The sequence below is a fragment of the Pseudomonas alcaligenes genome (assembly GCF_014490745.1).
In the GTDB taxonomy this organism is placed as follows: Bacteria; Pseudomonadota; Gammaproteobacteria; order Pseudomonadales; family Pseudomonadaceae; genus Aquipseudomonas; species Aquipseudomonas alcaligenes_C.
Genome location: NZ_LZEU01000001.1, coordinates 3,672,173 through 3,686,504, shown reverse-complemented (window position 1 = coordinate 3,686,504; position 14,332 = coordinate 3,672,173). Strand labels below are relative to the sequence as shown.

The window sequence follows — 14,332 nt, the reverse complement described above, 5'->3', positions numbered from 1 at the left end:
AGCGCCTAGTGTAGGGTATCCCCCTCGCTCGTTTCACCCCGGAGAACACTGTGGATTCGATTACCCGACTGGCCGAACAGCTCGGCGCCCAGCTGCACGGCCTTGGCGCTCAGGTCAGTACCGCCGAGTCCTGCACCGGCGGCGGCATCGCCGAGGCGATTACCCGTATCCCCGGCAGCTCGGCCTGGTTCGAGGCCGGTTACATCACCTATTCCAATGCGCAGAAGAGCATCCAGCTGGGCGTTCCGGCCGAGCTGTTCGCCCAGGTCGGCGCGGTCAGCCAGGCAGTGGTCGAGGCCATGGTGCAAGGTGCGCAGCAGCACAGCGGGGCGCGGTTCGCCGTGGCCGTAAGTGGCGTGGCGGGGCCCGATGGCGGTTCGCCGGAGAAGCCGGTCGGCACCGTCTGGCTGGCCTGGGCCGATGGCGAGCGGCTGTTCAGCCAGCGTTGCCTGTTCCCGGGTAATCGTGGCGAGGTGCGCCGGCAGACGGTGGAGCGGGCGTTGCAGGGGCTGCTCCGACTGGCGGCAGGAGAAAATCCGCTGCAGGGGTAGGCGAGCGACTTGCCTTATGAAATACTACTGTCTACTTATACAGTTGTTGGTGAGCGATTGGCTCCCTTTGATCACGTGAGGATGGAAATGGACGAGAACAAGAAGCGCGCGTTGGCGGCAGCCCTGGGTCAGATCGAGAAACAATTCGGCAAGGGCGCCGTGATGCGCATGGGCGACCACGATCGCCAAGCGATTCCGGCCATTTCCACCGGCTCCCTGGGCCTCGACATCGCGCTCGGCATCGGCGGCCTGCCGAAAGGTCGGATCGTCGAGATCTACGGCCCGGAGTCTTCGGGTAAGACCACCCTGACCCTGTCGGTGATCGCCGAAGCGCAGAAGGCTGGCGCTACCTGTGCCTTCGTCGATGCCGAACACGCCCTCGACCCGGACTACGCCGGCAAGCTCGGGGTCAACGTCGATGACCTGCTGGTTTCCCAGCCGGACACCGGCGAGCAGGCCCTGGAAATCACCGACATGCTGGTGCGCTCCAACGCGGTGGACGTGATCATCGTCGACTCCGTGGCTGCCCTGGTGCCCAAGGCCGAGATCGAAGGCGAGATGGGCGACGCCCACGTTGGCCTGCAGGCTCGCCTGATGAGCCAGGCGCTGCGCAAGATCACCGGCAACATCAAGAACGCCAACTGCCTGGTGATCTTCATCAACCAGATCCGCATGAAGATCGGCGTGATGTTCGGCAACCCGGAAACCACCACCGGCGGTAACGCCCTCAAGTTCTACGCCTCGGTACGCCTGGACATCCGCCGTACCGGCGCGGTCAAGGAAGGCGACGAGGTGGTCGGCAGCGAAACCCGGGTCAAGGTAGTGAAGAACAAGGTGGCCCCGCCGTTCCGCCAGGCCGAATTCCAGATCATGTACGGCAAGGGCATCTACCGCACCGGCGAAATCATCGACCTCGGCGTGCAGCTGGGTCTGGTGGAGAAATCCGGTGCCTGGTACAGCTACCAGGGCAACAAGATTGGTCAGGGCAAAGCCAACGCGGCCAAGTACCTGGAAGACAACCCGGAAGTGGGCGGCGCCATCGAGAAGATCATCCGCGAGAAACTGCTGGTGGATTCCTCGGCGCGTTCTGCTGCCGCCACCGCCGACGCCGACGATCTGGCCGATATCGACGCCTGATCGCTGAGCCCCGGTAGCGGCCGTCATGTCGTTGATGCTCGATACTCCGGTTGCCGTGCGCCGCGCGGCCATGGATCTGCTGGCCCGTCGCGAGCATGGTCGCACCGAGCTGAGCCGCAAGTTACGCCAGCGCGGGGCCAGCGATGAGCTGATCGACAGCGCCCTCGATCGCCTGGCCGAGGAAGGCCTGCTATCGGAAGGTCGCTACCTGGAGAGCTTTATCGCCAGTCGCGGCCGCTCCGGTTACGGCCCTCTGCGTATTCGCGAGGAACTGGGCCAGCGCGGCCTGCCGCGGGCGGCCATCGAGCAGGCCCTGGGCGAAGCGGCGATCGACTGGAGCGAACAGTTGCGCGAGCTGTGGCAGCGCAAATTCGCCGGCCAGTTACCGCAGGACATGAAGGAGAAGGCCAAGCAGGCAAGGTTTCTTGCCTACCGGGGCTTCTCCCAGGAACAGATAGGGCGCCTGCTACGCGGCGCCCTCGATTGACTTCCCCTTTGAGCCCGCAGCGTCCCCGCTGCGGGCTCTGTTTTTTCCGGGCTGCCTGACGGCTGCCCGTTCCGCTCGGAGGCGCCGTCTCAGGTGTTGCGGGCCCAGTTCTGCGGCAGGTTGATGAAGTCCACCAGCTCACGCAGGCGGCCATGGTCGCGGGCATTGAAATGGAAAGCCAGGCGGGTCAGTTCGCGCAGTTCGGGTTCGTCGCTTTCCGCCTCGCCGGCGGCCTGCTGCTGATAGCTGCCACTCAGGCAGAGGTCGGCGAACTCCTTGTCGAGCACCAGCAGAGCCTGTTCGTTGAGCGGGTGGTTCAGGCGAATCACGAAGCGATCCCTGAGCCAGCGCGAGGAGTGGAAGTTGCGGTAGAAGCGGGCAATTTCCTGGCCGGCCTCTTCGGCGCTGTGCACCAGGCGCACCAGCTGCATGTCGCTGGGCAGGATGTAGCGGCGTTCCTGCAGCTGCTCGCGGAGAAACTGCAGGGCGGCCTCCCAGTAATTGCTGCCCGGTTCGTCGAGCAGCACGATGGGCACCAGCGGGCTCTTGCCGGTCTGCACCAGGGTCATCACCTCCAGCGCTTCGTCGAGGGTACCGAAGCCGCCCGGGCAGAGCACCAGGGCGTCGGCTTCCTTGACGAAGAACAGCTTGCGCAGGAAGAAGAAGTGGAACGACAGCAGGTTGCCGGTGCCATGCACGGTGGCGTTGGCACCCTGTTCGAAGGGCAGGGTGATGTTGAAGCCCAGGCTGTTTTCCAGGCCGGCTCCTTCGTGTGCGGCGGCCATCACCCCGCCGCCGGCGCCGGTGACCACCATCAGGTCGAGGCGCGCCAGGGTCTGGCCCAGCTCGCGGGCCAGTTGGTAGACGGGATGGTCGGTCGGCGTGCGCGCCGAGCCGAACACGGTGACCTTGCGGCGGCGCTTGAACTGTTCGAGGGTGCTGAAGGCGTGCTCCATCTCACGCAGGGTCTGCAGCATGATCTTGGCGTCCCAGCGGTTGCGGTCGGCCTGGGCCATGCGGATAACGGTGGTGAGCATTTCCTGATACAGCGGCAGGTTGGGGCTGGCGCTGGGTACCACGAGTGCGGCCAGCTCCTCCACTTTGCTGGTCAGGTCGATGCCGCTGGTATGGAAATGGCGAGACAGGTAGTCGTCCGGTTCATAAGGCATAAGACAGCTCCTTTCTAAATGCGAGCAGGGTCGTTTCAACTCCCTGAAGCGCCCGGCCCTGTCCAGAGTATGGCTGGGCTGGTGACAGTTTGAATGACGAAATCGAAGTGGGTTCCGCACTGCCCGGCGGTAGTAGATGGCCTTGCGCCGGCCGTTCGTCCGATCCGGCAAAAGCTGAGCAATCCTCTGTTTTACTGGCAGGAGTCGGGAACTCGTGTGTAGCAGCCTGGGGCGCTGTGGGCGGGAGTGACCACGGAGACGCGGGGCAGTAGTGCTGCCGCACAGGTGGCGCCGGTCGCATCCGGTGCGCAGGAACCGGGAGGGCAGGGCATGCCCAGGATCACGCTGGAGATCGAGCTCGATCTGTACCGCCTGCTGCTGCAGGCGGCTCGCACCAACAATCTGAGCCTTGAGGACGAATGCCTGCGCCGGCTGGATGGCGGAGCGCGGCGTTCGCGTTACATGGAAGCGCTGCTGGCCGAGCTGCGCGCCGACGATGCGCAGCGTCGGGCGCAGGAGGAGTGACGGCGGGCGTTATTGCAGGCCGCAATCGGTCTTGCTGAAGCGCTCGCTGGTCACCGGGCGATTGCTCTTGTACTCGCTGAAGTCGTAGCGCAGCACGGCGCCGCGGGCCAGTAGCTGGCGGTAGCCGGTGTTGCCGCAGACGCTACTGGCCAGTTGGCTGCGCACGGCGTCCGGATTACCACGCATCTGCGCGGCATGGGCCTCGCGCACGCTGAGGTGGTTGATCAACTCGTTGCCGTCGACCGTATAGCCCTGATCGAGGATGTCCTCGTTGATCGCCCGCGGAGTGCCGACACTGCTTTCCTTGGCCACCTGCTGCAGCATGCGGGTCAGCTCGTAGTCCTTGAGCGAGGCCGCGTGGGCCATGGGCAGACTCAAGCTGAGGGCAAGCAGGGTGACGAGACGACGCATGGGGATTCTCCGCAAATAAAACTGTGGCTTCGACCGGTCGGCAGCAGACAGGTTCAGTCGGCTGCCATCTTAATCTAGACTGCCGCCCCCCTTCTTCATGTAGTGCACAATTCATGAGCCACGCCGTTGCCCGCCTGCGCGCCGAACGCCTTGCGCGCAGTCTGAAACCCTTTGTCGCGCGGGGCTCGCGGGCGCCGCGTTGCCCGCAGTGCCGGGTGCTGGGCGACTACTGCCTGTGCGCCTGGAAACCGCAGGTCGAGGCGCAGGCGGGCATGTGCTTGCTGATGCACGATGTCGAGGCACTGAAACCGAGCAACACCGGCTGGCTGATCGCTGACCTGGTTGCCGATACCTTTGCCTTCGGCTGGCAGCGCACCGCCGTCGACCCGGCCCTGCTGGCCCTGCTGGAGGATCCGCAGTGGCAGCCTTGCCTGGTGTTCCCTGGCGAATACGCGGCGCCGCAGCGGGTGATCAGCGAGTTGCCGGCAGAGAGCGGCAAGCGTCCGCTGTTTATCCTGCTGGACGCCACCTGGACCGAGGCGCGCAAGATGTTCCGCAAGAGCCCCTACCTGGATCGCCTGCCGGTGCTCAGCCTGCAGCCGGAGCAGCTGTCGCGCTATCGCCTGCGCCGCTCCAAGCGTGACGAGCACCTGTGCACGGCCGAGGTGGCGGCGCTGTGTCTGGAGCTGGCCGGCGACCAGCGTGCGGCCCAAGCCCTGGATGCCTGGCTGGATCTGTTCAGTGAGCGCTACCTGGGCGCCAAGCGGCACTGGCCGGTGGACGAGAACAGCGCCGCCCACCAGGCCGTCAAAGCCTTCCTTTAACGTGCTGCGGCGCGCTTGGGCCAGAGCTGGGCGATCAGCATGCCGGCGAACATGATGGCGCAGCCGAGGTAGCCTTTCAGGGCCAGGGCTTCGCCGAGGAACAGCGCGCCGGCGATGGCGGCGAACACCGCCTCCAGCGACAGGATGATGGCCGCGTGGGAGGCGATGGCGTGCTTCTGCGCCACCACCTGCAGGGTGAAGCCGATGGCCACGCCGAACAGGCCGCCATAGAGGATGGCCGGGCCGGCGGCGAGAATGGCGGCCAGTTCGATCTGCTCGGTGGCGATGGCCAGGCCCAGGCTGATCACGGCGCAGGTCATGAATTGCAGCAGGGCCAGGCGCAGCGGGTCATGGCGACTGGCGAAGAAGCCAACCAGCAGCACGTGCACGCCCCAGACGCAGGCGCCGGCCAGCTGCAGCCAGTCGCCGGAGGCCACGTGGAAGCCCTCGCCGACGCTCAGCAGGAACATGCCGAGCACGGCCAGGCCGGCGCCCAGCCAGGTGCCCATGCCGGTCTTGTGGCCGAGCAGCAGGCCGAACAGCGGCACCATGATCACGTACAGGCCGGTGATGAAGCCGGAGTTGGTGACGCTGGTGAACAGCAGGCCGACCTGTTGCAGGTTGATGCCCAGAGCCAGGGCCAGGCCCATGATGACGCCACCGAGCAGCAGACCACGGTTCAGCGGCTCCGGGGCTTTCTGTTCAGCGCTAGGCCGGCCGAGCCAGAGCACCAATGGCAGGACGAGCAGGCTGGCCAGGGTAAAGCGCAGACCGGTGTAGAGGAACGGGCCGATGCTGTCCATGCCCAGGCGCTGGGCGACGAAGGACGCGCCCCAGATCATGGCGGTGATCAGCATCAGAAGGTCGGCGCGCAGGGCTTGGCGTTGCATGGCAGGTCTCGGCAGGAAAAGGCCGAGACTTTGCCGCAAACGCGAGAACTTGACCACCCCGGCAGACTCCAGCGGGCCGAACGGCGCTTTTGCGCCAACGCATTCCCGTCGGCGGCCGCTTCACTTAAGCTGTGCGCCTCCCGCTACGGCGCACAACAACAACAGGGGATGCCATGGCCGCTTACGAGATTCTGATTGCCGATGACCACCCGCTGTTTCGCAGCGCCCTGCAGCAGGCCCTGAGCCTGGGGCTGGGCCCCGATGTACGGTTGGTGGAGGCGGCTAGTATCGCCGAGCTGGAAGCCTGCCTGAGTCAGAAGGCCGACTGGGATCTGGTGCTGCTCGATTTGAACATGCCCGGTGCCTACGGTTTTTCCGGCCTGGTACTGCTGCGCGGGCAGTATCCGCAGATTCCGGTGGTGATGATTTCGGCCCAGGAAGAAGCGGCGGTGGTGGTGCGTGCCCGCGAGTTCGGCGCCAGCGGCTTCATCCCCAAGTCCAGCTCGCTGGAGGTGATCCAGCAGGCCGTGCGCCAGGTGCTGGATGGCGATGTCTGGTGGCCGGCGCAGGGCGCCGAGGCGGTCAGTGTGTCGGCCGAGGCCAAGGCCGCCAGCGCCGGCCTGGCCAGCCTGACCCCGCAGCAGTTCCGGGTGCTGACCATGGTCTGCGAGGGCCTGCTGAACAAGCAGATCGCCTTCGAGCTGAATGTCTCCGAGGCGACCATCAAGGCCCATGTCACCGCCATTTTCCGCAAGCTTGGGGTGCGCACGCGTACCCAGGCCGCGCTGCTGTTGCAGCAGATGGAGTCGATTCCCGGACACTGACCGGGCTTCACGCATTTTTGACGGCGGCGTGGCTAGAGTCCGCGGCGCCTCCCTCACAGGACTTTACCTTCCATGTCGCCATTCAAGGGCCAGACCGGCCTGAAACGAATTCTCAACGCTGCCGGCTACTCGCTCGATGGCCTGCGCGCGGCCTTTACCGGCGAGGCGGCGTTCCGCCAGCTGGTGCTGCTCAATGTGGTGCTGGTGCCGCTGGCTTTCTGGCTGGATGTCAGCCCGGTGGAGCGCGCGCTGATGATCGCCGTCGGCCTGCTGTCGCTGATCGTCGAGCTGTTCAATTCGGCGGTGGAGGCGGCCATCGACCGTATTTCCCTGGAGCGCCACCCGCTGTCGAAGAACGCCAAGGACATGGGCAGCGCCGCCCAGTTCGTCTCGCTGAGCCTGATCGCCGTGGTCTGGGCGGTCATTCTGATCGGCTGATCGAGACAGGTTGCCGGAGCCGGGCTCCGGCAACCTGTCTTAGAGAACGCCAGCCTTCTTCCAGGCCAGGTAGCGGCCGACCAGTTCCGGCCCCAGCTCGCCTGGGCGTGCATCGAGCACCGGCATGCCATGGGCCAGCAGGCGTTCGTGCAGGCCGGCGCGGGCATTGAGGTAATCCACCGTGCCGCAGTAGCCCAGGGCCTGCTCGTAGTCCTGCACCGGAGTGTGGCGCAGGCGGTCGAGCACTTCCTCGCGCAGGCTGGCGATCAGTACGCGGTGCTGGCGGCCCAGGCGCTTGACCGCACCCAGCAGTTCCTCGTCGTCCTCGTCACGCAGGTTGGTCACCAGTACCACCAGGGCGCGGCGCTGCTGGCGGGCGAGCAGGCTATTGATCGCCGCCGCGTAGTCGGCTGGGCGGTGGGTGCTGTCGAGAGCGTACACGGCATTGAGCAGGGTGCTGATGTGCGCCTGGCCCTTGACCGGGGCGACGTACTGATCCTGATTGCCGGCGAAGGTCGCCAGGCCCACCGCATCGCCCTGGCGCAGGGCCACGTAGCTGAGCAGCAGGCAGGCGTTGAGCGCATGGTCGAAGTGCGCCAGGTCGCCGTCGTGGCTGCGCATGCGCCGCCCGCAGTCGAGCAGGAAGACAATCTGCTGGTCGCGCTCGTCCTGGTATTCGCGGGCGATCGGCGTGCGCTTGCGGGCGGTGGCCTTCCAGTCGATCTGGCGCAGGGTGTCACCTTCGCGGAACTCGCGCAGCTGGTGGAACTCCAGGCCCAGGCCGCGGCGCTGGCGCTGGCGCACGCCGAGCTGGCTAAGCCAGTCATCGACGGCCATCAGCTGGGCGCCATAGAGGCGGGCGAAGTCCGGGTAGACGCGGGTTTCGCTGGCCAGCTCCAGGTAGCGCCGGCCATGCCACAGGCGCAGCGGGCTGGGCAGGACGAACTCGCAGCGCTGGAAGCGGAAGTGGCCACGCTTGAGCGGGCGTACCCGGTAGCCGAAGTCGGTCTGCTCGCCCGGGTGCAGGGCCACCTGTTGCGGCAGGAACTCGAACTCCATGTCGTCCGGCACATGGTCGAACAGGCTGGCCTGCAGCGCTTGGCGGTAGTCGTGGTGCACGGTCAGGCGCACCTCGCTCCAGCGCCCGAGCGGCAGGTTGCCGGGCAGGTGGCGCTCCAGGCGCGGCGTGGGCAGCCGGCGCAGCCACAGGGCGTCGACCGCTGCGAGCAGCAGCAGGGCCAGCAGCAGGCCCCACCAGAGCGGGCGCAGGGTGGCCGGCAGCTCGACCTGCAGCAGCGGCAGGCTGCCGAGGAGGAGGGCGAGCAACAGCAGGCCGCCGAGCAGACCGAGCAGGAGGCGCGAGGGTTTCATGCCGGGCGGGTGCTCCTGGCGAACGGACGGGCGCCGGTCACAGGCGCGGCGCCGCGGTCTGGTCGAGCAGCTGCTGCAGCACCTGATCCACCGACAGGCCTTCGATATCCAGTTCCGGCGCCAGGCGCACGCGGTGGCGCAGCACGGCCAGGGCACAGGCCTTGATGTCGTCCGGCAAAACGAAGTCGCCGCCGCGCAGCAGGGCACGGGCGCGGCCGCCGCGTACCAGGGCGATCGAGGCGCGCGGCCCGGCGCCCATGGCCAGGCCCGGCCAGCTGCGGGTGGCACGGGCTAGGCGCACGGCGTAGTCGAGCACCTGGTCGTCGATGGCCAGGTCGCTGGCGATCTTCTGCAGAGCCAGCACGTCCTTGGCCTGCAGCAGTGTGCGCAGCGGCGCCACTTCGAGCATGTCGGCCTTGGCTGAGCGGGTCACCTGGCGTACCAGGCTGAGTTCTTCGTCGGCCTGTGGGTAATCCATGCGCAGCTTGAGCATGAAGCGATCCAGCTCGGCCTCCGGTAGCGGGTAGGTGCCCTCCTGCTCGATCGGGTTCTGCGTGGCCAGTACCAGGAATGGCTGGGGCACGGTCAGGGCGCGGCCTTCGAGGGTTACCTGGCGCTCCTGCATGACCTCCAGCAGGGCGGCCTGGGTCTTGGCCGGGGCGCGGTTGATCTCGTCGGCCAGCAGCAGGTTGGTGAACACCGGGCCCTTGCGCAGCTTGAACTGCTCGCTCTGCAGGTCGTACACGGCATGGCCGGTGACGTCGCTGGGCATCAGGTCGGGAGTGAACTGGATGCGCGCGAATTCGCCGCCGAAGCACTTGGCCAGGGCGCGTACCAGCAGGGTCTTGCCCAGCCCGGGGACGCCTTCGACCAGTACGTGGCCGCCGGCGATCAGGGCGGTGAGAACGTCGTCAATGACTGCCGTCTGGCCGACCACGGCCTTTTGCAGCTCGATGCGCAGGGCCTGCAGCATCGAGCTGGCGCGCTGGCGCTGGGAGGCTGTCGGGGCGGCGGCCGCTACCGGTGCATCAGGGCTGGCGCTGCTGGGTTGTTCCGGAGTCTGTTCGCTCGTCATAGGGCATTCCTGAGGGTTTGCAGGTTGGCGACCTGGCGGGTGAAATCGGCAGCGGATAGCCGATGCGTGCCCACGGGACGCATGGCCTGGCTGATCGCGCTGGTGGGCAGGCGGGTGAGGCGGCCGAGAATCTGCCACTGTTCGGCCACGGCCAGGCGTTCGAAGCCCGGATGGCGGTGACGGGCACGGCGCTGGATGTCGCGTTGCAGGTTCTGCAGCAGGTGGGCCTGGCCGACGCGGCGCAACAGGAAGTCGGCACCGCCACGCAGGTGTTCCTCCAGCTGGCGGCGGGCCAGGCTGGGCGCGGCGCGCAGCGGGCCATGGCGCATGCCGGCATGCCACAGTAGCAGGGCCAGCAGCAGCGCCAGGGCCACCAGGGCGGCCGGGAAGTGGCGCAGCAGCTGGCTGAACAGGTTGTCGCGCTCGTTGCTGTAGAGCAGGGTCACCTGGCTGTCCTGGCTCAGGTACCAGAGCAGCCAGGCGTTGTCGTAGTGGCCGATGTTGTCGTTCTGCCAGATCCAGGCATCGGTCAGCACGGTCACCAGGCCCTTGCCGTGGTCGAGCTGGAGCATGTGCGTGCTGTCGCCGCTGTTGGCCCAGGCGTGGGCGCGGTTCTGCGCGTCGTACAGATGGAATTCGGTGTCGAAGTCGATGTAGGCCGGGGCTTCTTCGTTTTCCAGGTACAGCTTGGTCAGCTCGGGGTAGCGGTCGTCCTCGCTGGCGTCGGCGCGGTCTTCTGCCTCGCTGTCGTCCTCCTGCGAAGCCTCGGTCTGCGCTTCGTCTTCCGCCTCGCTGGCTTCCTCGCCGTCGTCGGCTGACTCGTCCTCGGCGCTGTCGACGTCGGCGTCGTCATCTTCGTCCAGGTCATCGCTGAGTTGCTGCTGGATGCCCAGGCTGTCGAGCAGCAGGTCGTCGCTCTTGCCGCGGTCTGCGTCCCACAGGCTTTCCGCGACGAACAGCAGGTGGCCACCCTGGGCGGCCCAGTCGAGCACCTGGCGCACCTGGCGCGGGGTCATGTTGTGGCGGCTGCCGAGCAGCATCAGGGTGTGCCCGGCGGCCGGCAGCTTGGCCAGCATGGCGAGGTTGTCGGCGCGGCTGACGCTGATCTGGCGCTGGCGCAGGAAGTGTTCGGCGGCCAGGTAGTCGTTGCTCCTGGCTTCCGGCGAGGGGCCGTGCTTGATGGTCTTCTGGTACGGCTGCAGCTGTTGCAGCAGGTACAGGCCAACTCCGCACAGGGCCAGGAATACGGCTATGCCGAGGAGAATGCGGGCGCGCCGGGTCATGCTGGCGCTCCGCTGGGGAACAGCCGCCGCCAGCCTTCGCAGAGGCCGCGGCGCAGTTGTTCCGGGGGCAGCTGGTGGCCATAGGCGAGGTTCTGCCAGTGGCGGGTGAGCACCGTGCTGAAGCGGTTCAGTTCTTCCTGCTGCAGGCGCTGCACCAGTTGCAGCACCTCGCCTTCGGTGTGGGAATTTTTCAGTGGCAGGCGGAAGTCATGCAGCAGACGGCTGAGCAGGCCGCGGTAGAGCAGGCCGAGGGCCTCGCGCGGCTGTTCGTTCCACAGCCGTTCGGCAGCGCCGGCGATGTCGTCGGGCAGGCTTTCCGGCGCCAGTTCGAGGCCGAACAGCTGGCTCGGCATCTCGCGCACGGCGCGCTGCGGCAGGCCGAGGCGGCTGGCGAAGGTGTGCAGCCATTCGCGGTAGCGCCACAGCAGCAGTACCAGCAGGCAGATTAGCGCGCCCCACAGCAGGACTTCGAAGGCCAGGGCAAGCACATCCAGACTCTGCCAGTACTTACCCAACTGGAGCAGGGTCTTGAGTAGCTCGGCGAGATCCTTGGCGTCGCCCGGGGCGGGTTGCTCGGCAGCCTTCTGCTGGTCGCCAAAGCGCCACAGGGTCACCGTTTCGCGGTTTTCGAACGGCGGCTCGGCCAGCAGTTTGTTGATCGCCTCATGAGAGGCCTGGCTGGTCAGCGGCTGCTGCTGCAGGCGCGCGGCGTCCGGGCCCAGCGGGTCTTCGATCGGCAGCGGGCAGGTGCCGACGCTGTCGGCCGCCACGGCATCGGGAGCCGGGGCCAGGGTGAACAGGCCGAAGGCCAGGAGCAGGGCGTAGGCGCTGCCGGTCAGGCGCTGGCGCAGGCGGCGGAAGGCCAGCTCGATGTCCCAGGCTTCCAGGGCGGTACGCCGGTTGAGGTAGAGGGTGAAACCACAGGCCACATAGAGCGGTTCGGTGAACACCAGTACCAGGGCGTAGAGCAGGTTGGACAGGTGCTCCAGCCACAGCCAGTCGGCGGCCTCGGGGTCGATCAGGCGCTGCCAGTTCATGTTCAGTTCGATCTGCTGCGGCAGCATCAGGTAGATCAGGCCGACCAGGCCCAGCCAGAACAGGCCTTCCAGGTGCATGCCGAGCACGGTGAGCCAGCTGGCGCCGCCGGCATAGCGCTGGCCGAGGACGATCAGGCGCTTGCTGCGAGCATCGCCCTTCAGCCCTTCCAGCTGCAGCACCGGCAGGTCGAAGCTGCGGGTCGGACTGAGGCGGCGCCAGGTCAGGCTGGCCAGCAGTTGCGGCTTGAGCAGGCCGGGCAGGGCGCGCAGGGCCTGCTTGAGGCTGGGGGTGTCGCCGAACAGGGCGTGGGAGAGGATGTACAGCGGCAAGCGCTCCCAGGCCGGCTTCAGCCACCAGAACAACAGGGCGGCAAGGGTGGGGTGCCGCCATAGCAGCAGAGTGATCAGGGCGAACACCGGCAGGGTAACCAGCGCCCAGCTGGCCATCAGCAGGCCGGCGTGGCGACGGGCCAGGAGGATGCCGAGATCCATGGCTTCCCAGACGCGGCGCGGGCGAATGGCGACGCTGGCGTCAGTCAGGCGCATGGCGGGTACGTCCGGCAAATACGAAGTAGCTGATTACCAGCAGCCAGAGGCCGCCGCCAACCCAGTACTTTATGGTGGGGGTGGTGTAGGTCATGGACGACCAGAAGGCTTCGATAAAGGCGGCGATGATCAGGAACAGGATCACCCCGGCGACCAGCTGGATGCTGTCACCGGCGGCCTGGCGCAGGGCTTCGCGGCGGCGCAGGCGGCCGGGGGCGAGCAGCGCCCAGCCGAGCTTGAGGCCGGCGGCGCCGGCAAAGGCGATGGCGGTCAGCTCGAAGGCGCCATGGCCGATGACGAACGACCAGAAGGTCTCGCTGTAGCCCAGGCGGGTCAGGTGGCCGGCCACTGCGCCGATCATCAGGCCGTTGAACAGCAGGAAGAACAAACTGCCGAGGCCGAACAGCAGGCCGCTGGCAAAGGTCTGAAAGGCGATGCCGATGTTGTTCATGATGTAGTAGCCGAACATCATCCAGTCATCACCGGAGTCGCGTTCGCTGAAGCGACCGATGCGCCGGGCGTCGGGGTCGTACATCTTTTCCATGCCGGACACCTGCTCGGGGTCGAGCAGGCTGTAGATCAGGTCGGGGAAGCCCCAGGTCAGCAGGCCCATTAGGGCCAGGCTGCCGAAGAACAGCAGGCAGGCGCTGAGCACCACGCGCCATTCGCGGCGTACCAGGCGCGGAAAGCCGGCAATGATGAAGCCGATGATCTGTGCCCCCAGGTGGCTGCGGTGGCGGTAGAACTGCTGGTGGCCGCGCATGGCCAGCTGCTGCAGCTGATCGATCAGGTGGCTGCTGTAGCCACGCTCTTCGGCCAGGGCCAGGTGTTGGCAAAGGTGGCGGTAGTCGGCGGCGAAGCGGGTGCAGCGCTGGCTGTCGGCTTTGCCCTTTTCCAGGCTGTCGAGCAGTTGCGCGAAGCTGTGCCAGTCATTGGCGTGGCGCTGTTCGAAGAGGTGCTGCTTCATGTCGACCCCAGGAGCCCGCGGGCGATGCTGTTGAGGCGGGCTTCGGCCTGCTCCGGCAGGCACTCCAGGGGGGCGGCGAGGATGCTCGCCAGTTCGCTGCGGCGGGCGGCGGACAGACCACCCTGGCGCTCGGCGAAACCGAGGATGGCGCGTTGTTCGGCCAGGCTCAGGGTAAAGGGGGCGCGTTCGGCGTCTGCCTCGGGCAGGGCTGGGCGCTGGTTGTCTTCGTCGCGATACACCACCAGGGTACCGGCGGCGAGGTCGCCGAGGCGCTTGAAGGCCGGGCTGCAAAGGCAGCTCAGGGCGCCCAGGCAGTAACCGGCGGGCAGGCAGTCGACGAAGCGCAGTAGATTGCGGGTCAGCGAGGAGCCCCAGCCGACCGGGGTGCCGTCGTCGTGGACGACGCGCAGGCCCATGAATTTCTTGCCCGGAGTGCGGCCCTGGTAGAGCACTTCGAACAGCACCGGGTACCACCAGTTGATCAGGAAGAACAGGATGGTCGCCAGACCCACGCCGAACTGGCCCAGCAGGGCCATCACCAGGGCGGCCAGCAGCAGGATGGCGCCGCGGATCAGCAGGTCGATGGCGAAGGCCAGGGCACGCACCATCAGGCCGGCCGGGTGCAGGGCCAGGTCGATACCTTCCGGGGTTTCCACCTGGTAGCGGGTATCCAGCAACACGGCTGGGAGCGTGGTGGAGGCGGGCTGGGTCGGCTGCATCGGTCTACTGCGTCGAAGGGAGCCTGATGCTAGCCAGCAGCAGGGGGGTAAGGCAATCGGGCCGCCGTGGCGGCCCGG

At 67.0% G+C, this 14,332-nt stretch carries 16 protein-coding genes; 7 read left to right on the top strand and 9 right to left on the bottom strand.

Going from position 1 to position 14,332, the window contains the following annotated elements; all coding sequences use genetic code 11:
- The first annotated feature begins 50 nt into the window (after positions 1-50).
- The 3 genes from A9179_RS16805 (at position 51) to recX (ending at position 2,175) form a co-directional block, all read left to right on the top strand.
- Positions 51-551 (top strand): CinA family protein, encoded by a 501-nt coding sequence (locus A9179_RS16805; RefSeq protein WP_187807357.1) that lies wholly within the window; start codon positions 51-53, stop codon positions 549-551.
- Positions 552-638: 87 nt separating this feature from the next.
- Complete coding sequence (recA, locus tag A9179_RS16800; RefSeq protein ID WP_187807356.1) at positions 639-1,688, top strand: recombinase RecA; 1,050 nt, start codon at positions 639-641, stop codon at positions 1,686-1,688.
- 25 nt (positions 1,689-1,713) lie between these two features.
- Complete coding sequence (recX, locus tag A9179_RS16795) at positions 1,714-2,175, top strand: recombination regulator RecX (protein WP_187807355.1); 462 nt, start codon at positions 1,714-1,716, stop codon at positions 2,173-2,175.
- A gap of 89 nt (positions 2,176-2,264) precedes the next feature.
- Here the strand turns inward: recX and A9179_RS16790 are convergent, their stop codons facing one another.
- Complete coding sequence (locus A9179_RS16790; RefSeq protein WP_187807354.1) at positions 2,265-3,344, bottom strand: LOG family protein; 1,080 nt, start codon at positions 3,342-3,344, stop codon at positions 2,265-2,267.
- A gap of 330 nt (positions 3,345-3,674) precedes the next feature.
- On the opposite strand from A9179_RS16790, the gene A9179_RS16785 reads away from it, so the two are divergent.
- Positions 3,675-3,869 (top strand): hypothetical protein, encoded by a 195-nt coding sequence (locus tag A9179_RS16785; RefSeq protein WP_187807353.1) that lies wholly within the window; start codon positions 3,675-3,677, stop codon positions 3,867-3,869.
- Positions 3,870-3,878: 9 nt separating this feature from the next.
- On the opposite strand, the gene A9179_RS16780 is transcribed toward A9179_RS16785, so the two are convergent.
- Positions 3,879-4,280, bottom strand: coding sequence for a quorum-sensing-regulated virulence factor family protein (locus A9179_RS16780; protein WP_187807352.1), 402 nt, complete (start codon positions 4,278-4,280; stop codon positions 3,879-3,881).
- A 113-nt stretch (positions 4,281-4,393) separates the two neighbouring features.
- Here A9179_RS16780 and A9179_RS16775 point away from each other — a divergent pair, with 113 nt between their 5' ends.
- On the top strand, positions 4,394-5,104 hold the full coding sequence (locus tag A9179_RS16775; protein WP_187807351.1) for a tRNA-uridine aminocarboxypropyltransferase: 711 nt from the start codon (positions 4,394-4,396) through the stop codon (positions 5,102-5,104).
- Here the strand turns inward: A9179_RS16775 and A9179_RS16770 are convergent.
- Positions 5,101-5,994: a DMT family transporter gene (locus A9179_RS16770; protein ID WP_187807350.1), complete on the bottom strand. Its 894-nt coding sequence runs from the start codon at positions 5,992-5,994 to the stop codon at positions 5,101-5,103. The two genes, A9179_RS16775 and A9179_RS16770, sit on opposite strands and share 4 nt — an antisense overlap.
- Before the next feature lie 173 nt (positions 5,995-6,167).
- On the opposite strand from A9179_RS16770, the gene erdR reads away from it, so the two are divergent.
- Positions 6,168-6,818, top strand: coding sequence for a response regulator transcription factor ErdR (erdR, locus tag A9179_RS16765; RefSeq protein WP_187807349.1), 651 nt, complete (start codon positions 6,168-6,170; stop codon positions 6,816-6,818).
- A gap of 72 nt (positions 6,819-6,890) precedes the next feature.
- Positions 6,891-7,256 (top strand): diacylglycerol kinase, encoded by a 366-nt coding sequence (locus A9179_RS16760; protein WP_187807348.1) that lies wholly within the window; start codon positions 6,891-6,893, stop codon positions 7,254-7,256.
- A gap of 39 nt (positions 7,257-7,295) precedes the next feature.
- On the opposite strand, the gene A9179_RS16755 is transcribed toward A9179_RS16760, so the two are convergent.
- From A9179_RS16755 to A9179_RS16730, 6 genes are read right to left on the bottom strand one after another with little or no spacing between them, the layout of a single operon-like run.
- Positions 7,296-8,627, bottom strand: coding sequence for a DUF58 domain-containing protein (locus tag A9179_RS16755; protein WP_187807347.1), 1,332 nt, complete (start codon positions 8,625-8,627; stop codon positions 7,296-7,298).
- A 37-nt stretch (positions 8,628-8,664) separates the two neighbouring features.
- The gene (locus A9179_RS16750) at positions 8,665-9,702 is read right to left on the bottom strand and encodes an AAA family ATPase (protein WP_187807346.1); all 1,038 of its coding nucleotides are present in this window, start codon (positions 9,700-9,702) and stop codon (positions 8,665-8,667) included.
- Positions 9,699-10,985 carry a DUF4350 domain-containing protein gene (locus A9179_RS16745; protein WP_187807345.1) on the bottom strand — a complete coding sequence of 429 codons (1,287 nt, stop codon included), beginning with the start codon at positions 10,983-10,985 and terminating at the stop codon, positions 9,699-9,701. The genes A9179_RS16750 and A9179_RS16745 overlap by 4 nt, the downstream gene beginning before the upstream one ends.
- Entirely contained in the window at positions 10,982-12,568 is a 1,587-nt protein-coding gene (locus tag A9179_RS16740; RefSeq protein ID WP_187807344.1) for a DUF4129 domain-containing protein, read from the bottom strand. The genes A9179_RS16745 and A9179_RS16740 overlap by 4 nt, the downstream gene beginning before the upstream one ends.
- The gene (locus tag A9179_RS16735; RefSeq protein ID WP_187807343.1) at positions 12,555-13,535 is read right to left on the bottom strand and encodes a stage II sporulation protein M; all 981 of its coding nucleotides are present in this window, start codon (positions 13,533-13,535) and stop codon (positions 12,555-12,557) included. The genes A9179_RS16740 and A9179_RS16735 overlap by 14 nt, the downstream gene beginning before the upstream one ends.
- Positions 13,532-14,254, bottom strand: coding sequence for an RDD family protein (locus tag A9179_RS16730; protein ID WP_187807342.1), 723 nt, complete (start codon positions 14,252-14,254; stop codon positions 13,532-13,534). The genes A9179_RS16735 and A9179_RS16730 overlap by 4 nt, the downstream gene beginning before the upstream one ends.
- Positions 14,255-14,332 lie beyond the last annotated feature (78 nt).

What these genes read in the sequence shown, in the direction of transcription:
- A9179_RS16775 (WP_187807351.1), top strand. Translation starts at nt 4,394, where the DNA reads ATGAGCCACGCCGTTGCCCGCCTGCGCGCCGAACGCCTTGCGCGCAGT.
- A9179_RS16735 (WP_187807343.1), bottom strand. Translation starts at nt 13,535, where the DNA reads ATGAAGCAGCACCTCTTCGAACAGCGCCACGCCAATGACTGGCACAGC.
- A9179_RS16790 (WP_187807354.1), bottom strand. Translation starts at nt 3,344, where the DNA reads ATGCCTTATGAACCGGACGACTACCTGTCTCGCCATTTCCATACCAGC.
- A9179_RS16760 (WP_187807348.1), top strand. Translation starts at nt 6,891, where the DNA reads ATGTCGCCATTCAAGGGCCAGACCGGCCTGAAACGAATTCTCAACGCT.
- recX (WP_187807355.1), top strand. Translation starts at nt 1,714, where the DNA reads ATGTCGTTGATGCTCGATACTCCGGTTGCCGTGCGCCGCGCGGCCATG.
- A9179_RS16785 (WP_187807353.1), top strand. Translation starts at nt 3,675, where the DNA reads ATGCCCAGGATCACGCTGGAGATCGAGCTCGATCTGTACCGCCTGCTG.
- A9179_RS16745 (WP_187807345.1), bottom strand. Translation starts at nt 10,985, where the DNA reads ATGACCCGGCGCGCCCGCATTCTCCTCGGCATAGCCGTATTCCTGGCC.
- A9179_RS16770 (WP_187807350.1), bottom strand. Translation starts at nt 5,994, where the DNA reads ATGCAACGCCAAGCCCTGCGCGCCGACCTTCTGATGCTGATCACCGCC.
- erdR (WP_187807349.1), top strand. Translation starts at nt 6,168, where the DNA reads ATGGCCGCTTACGAGATTCTGATTGCCGATGACCACCCGCTGTTTCGC.
- recA (WP_187807356.1), top strand. Translation starts at nt 639, where the DNA reads ATGGACGAGAACAAGAAGCGCGCGTTGGCGGCAGCCCTGGGTCAGATC.
- A9179_RS16740 (WP_187807344.1), bottom strand. Translation starts at nt 12,568, where the DNA reads ATGCGCCTGACTGACGCCAGCGTCGCCATTCGCCCGCGCCGCGTCTGG.
- A9179_RS16755 (WP_187807347.1), bottom strand. Translation starts at nt 8,627, where the DNA reads ATGAAACCCTCGCGCCTCCTGCTCGGTCTGCTCGGCGGCCTGCTGTTG.
- A9179_RS16750 (WP_187807346.1), bottom strand. Translation starts at nt 9,702, where the DNA reads ATGACGAGCGAACAGACTCCGGAACAACCCAGCAGCGCCAGCCCTGAT.
- A9179_RS16780 (WP_187807352.1), bottom strand. Translation starts at nt 4,280, where the DNA reads ATGCGTCGTCTCGTCACCCTGCTTGCCCTCAGCTTGAGTCTGCCCATG.
- A9179_RS16730 (WP_187807342.1), bottom strand. Translation starts at nt 14,254, where the DNA reads ATGCAGCCGACCCAGCCCGCCTCCACCACGCTCCCAGCCGTGTTGCTG.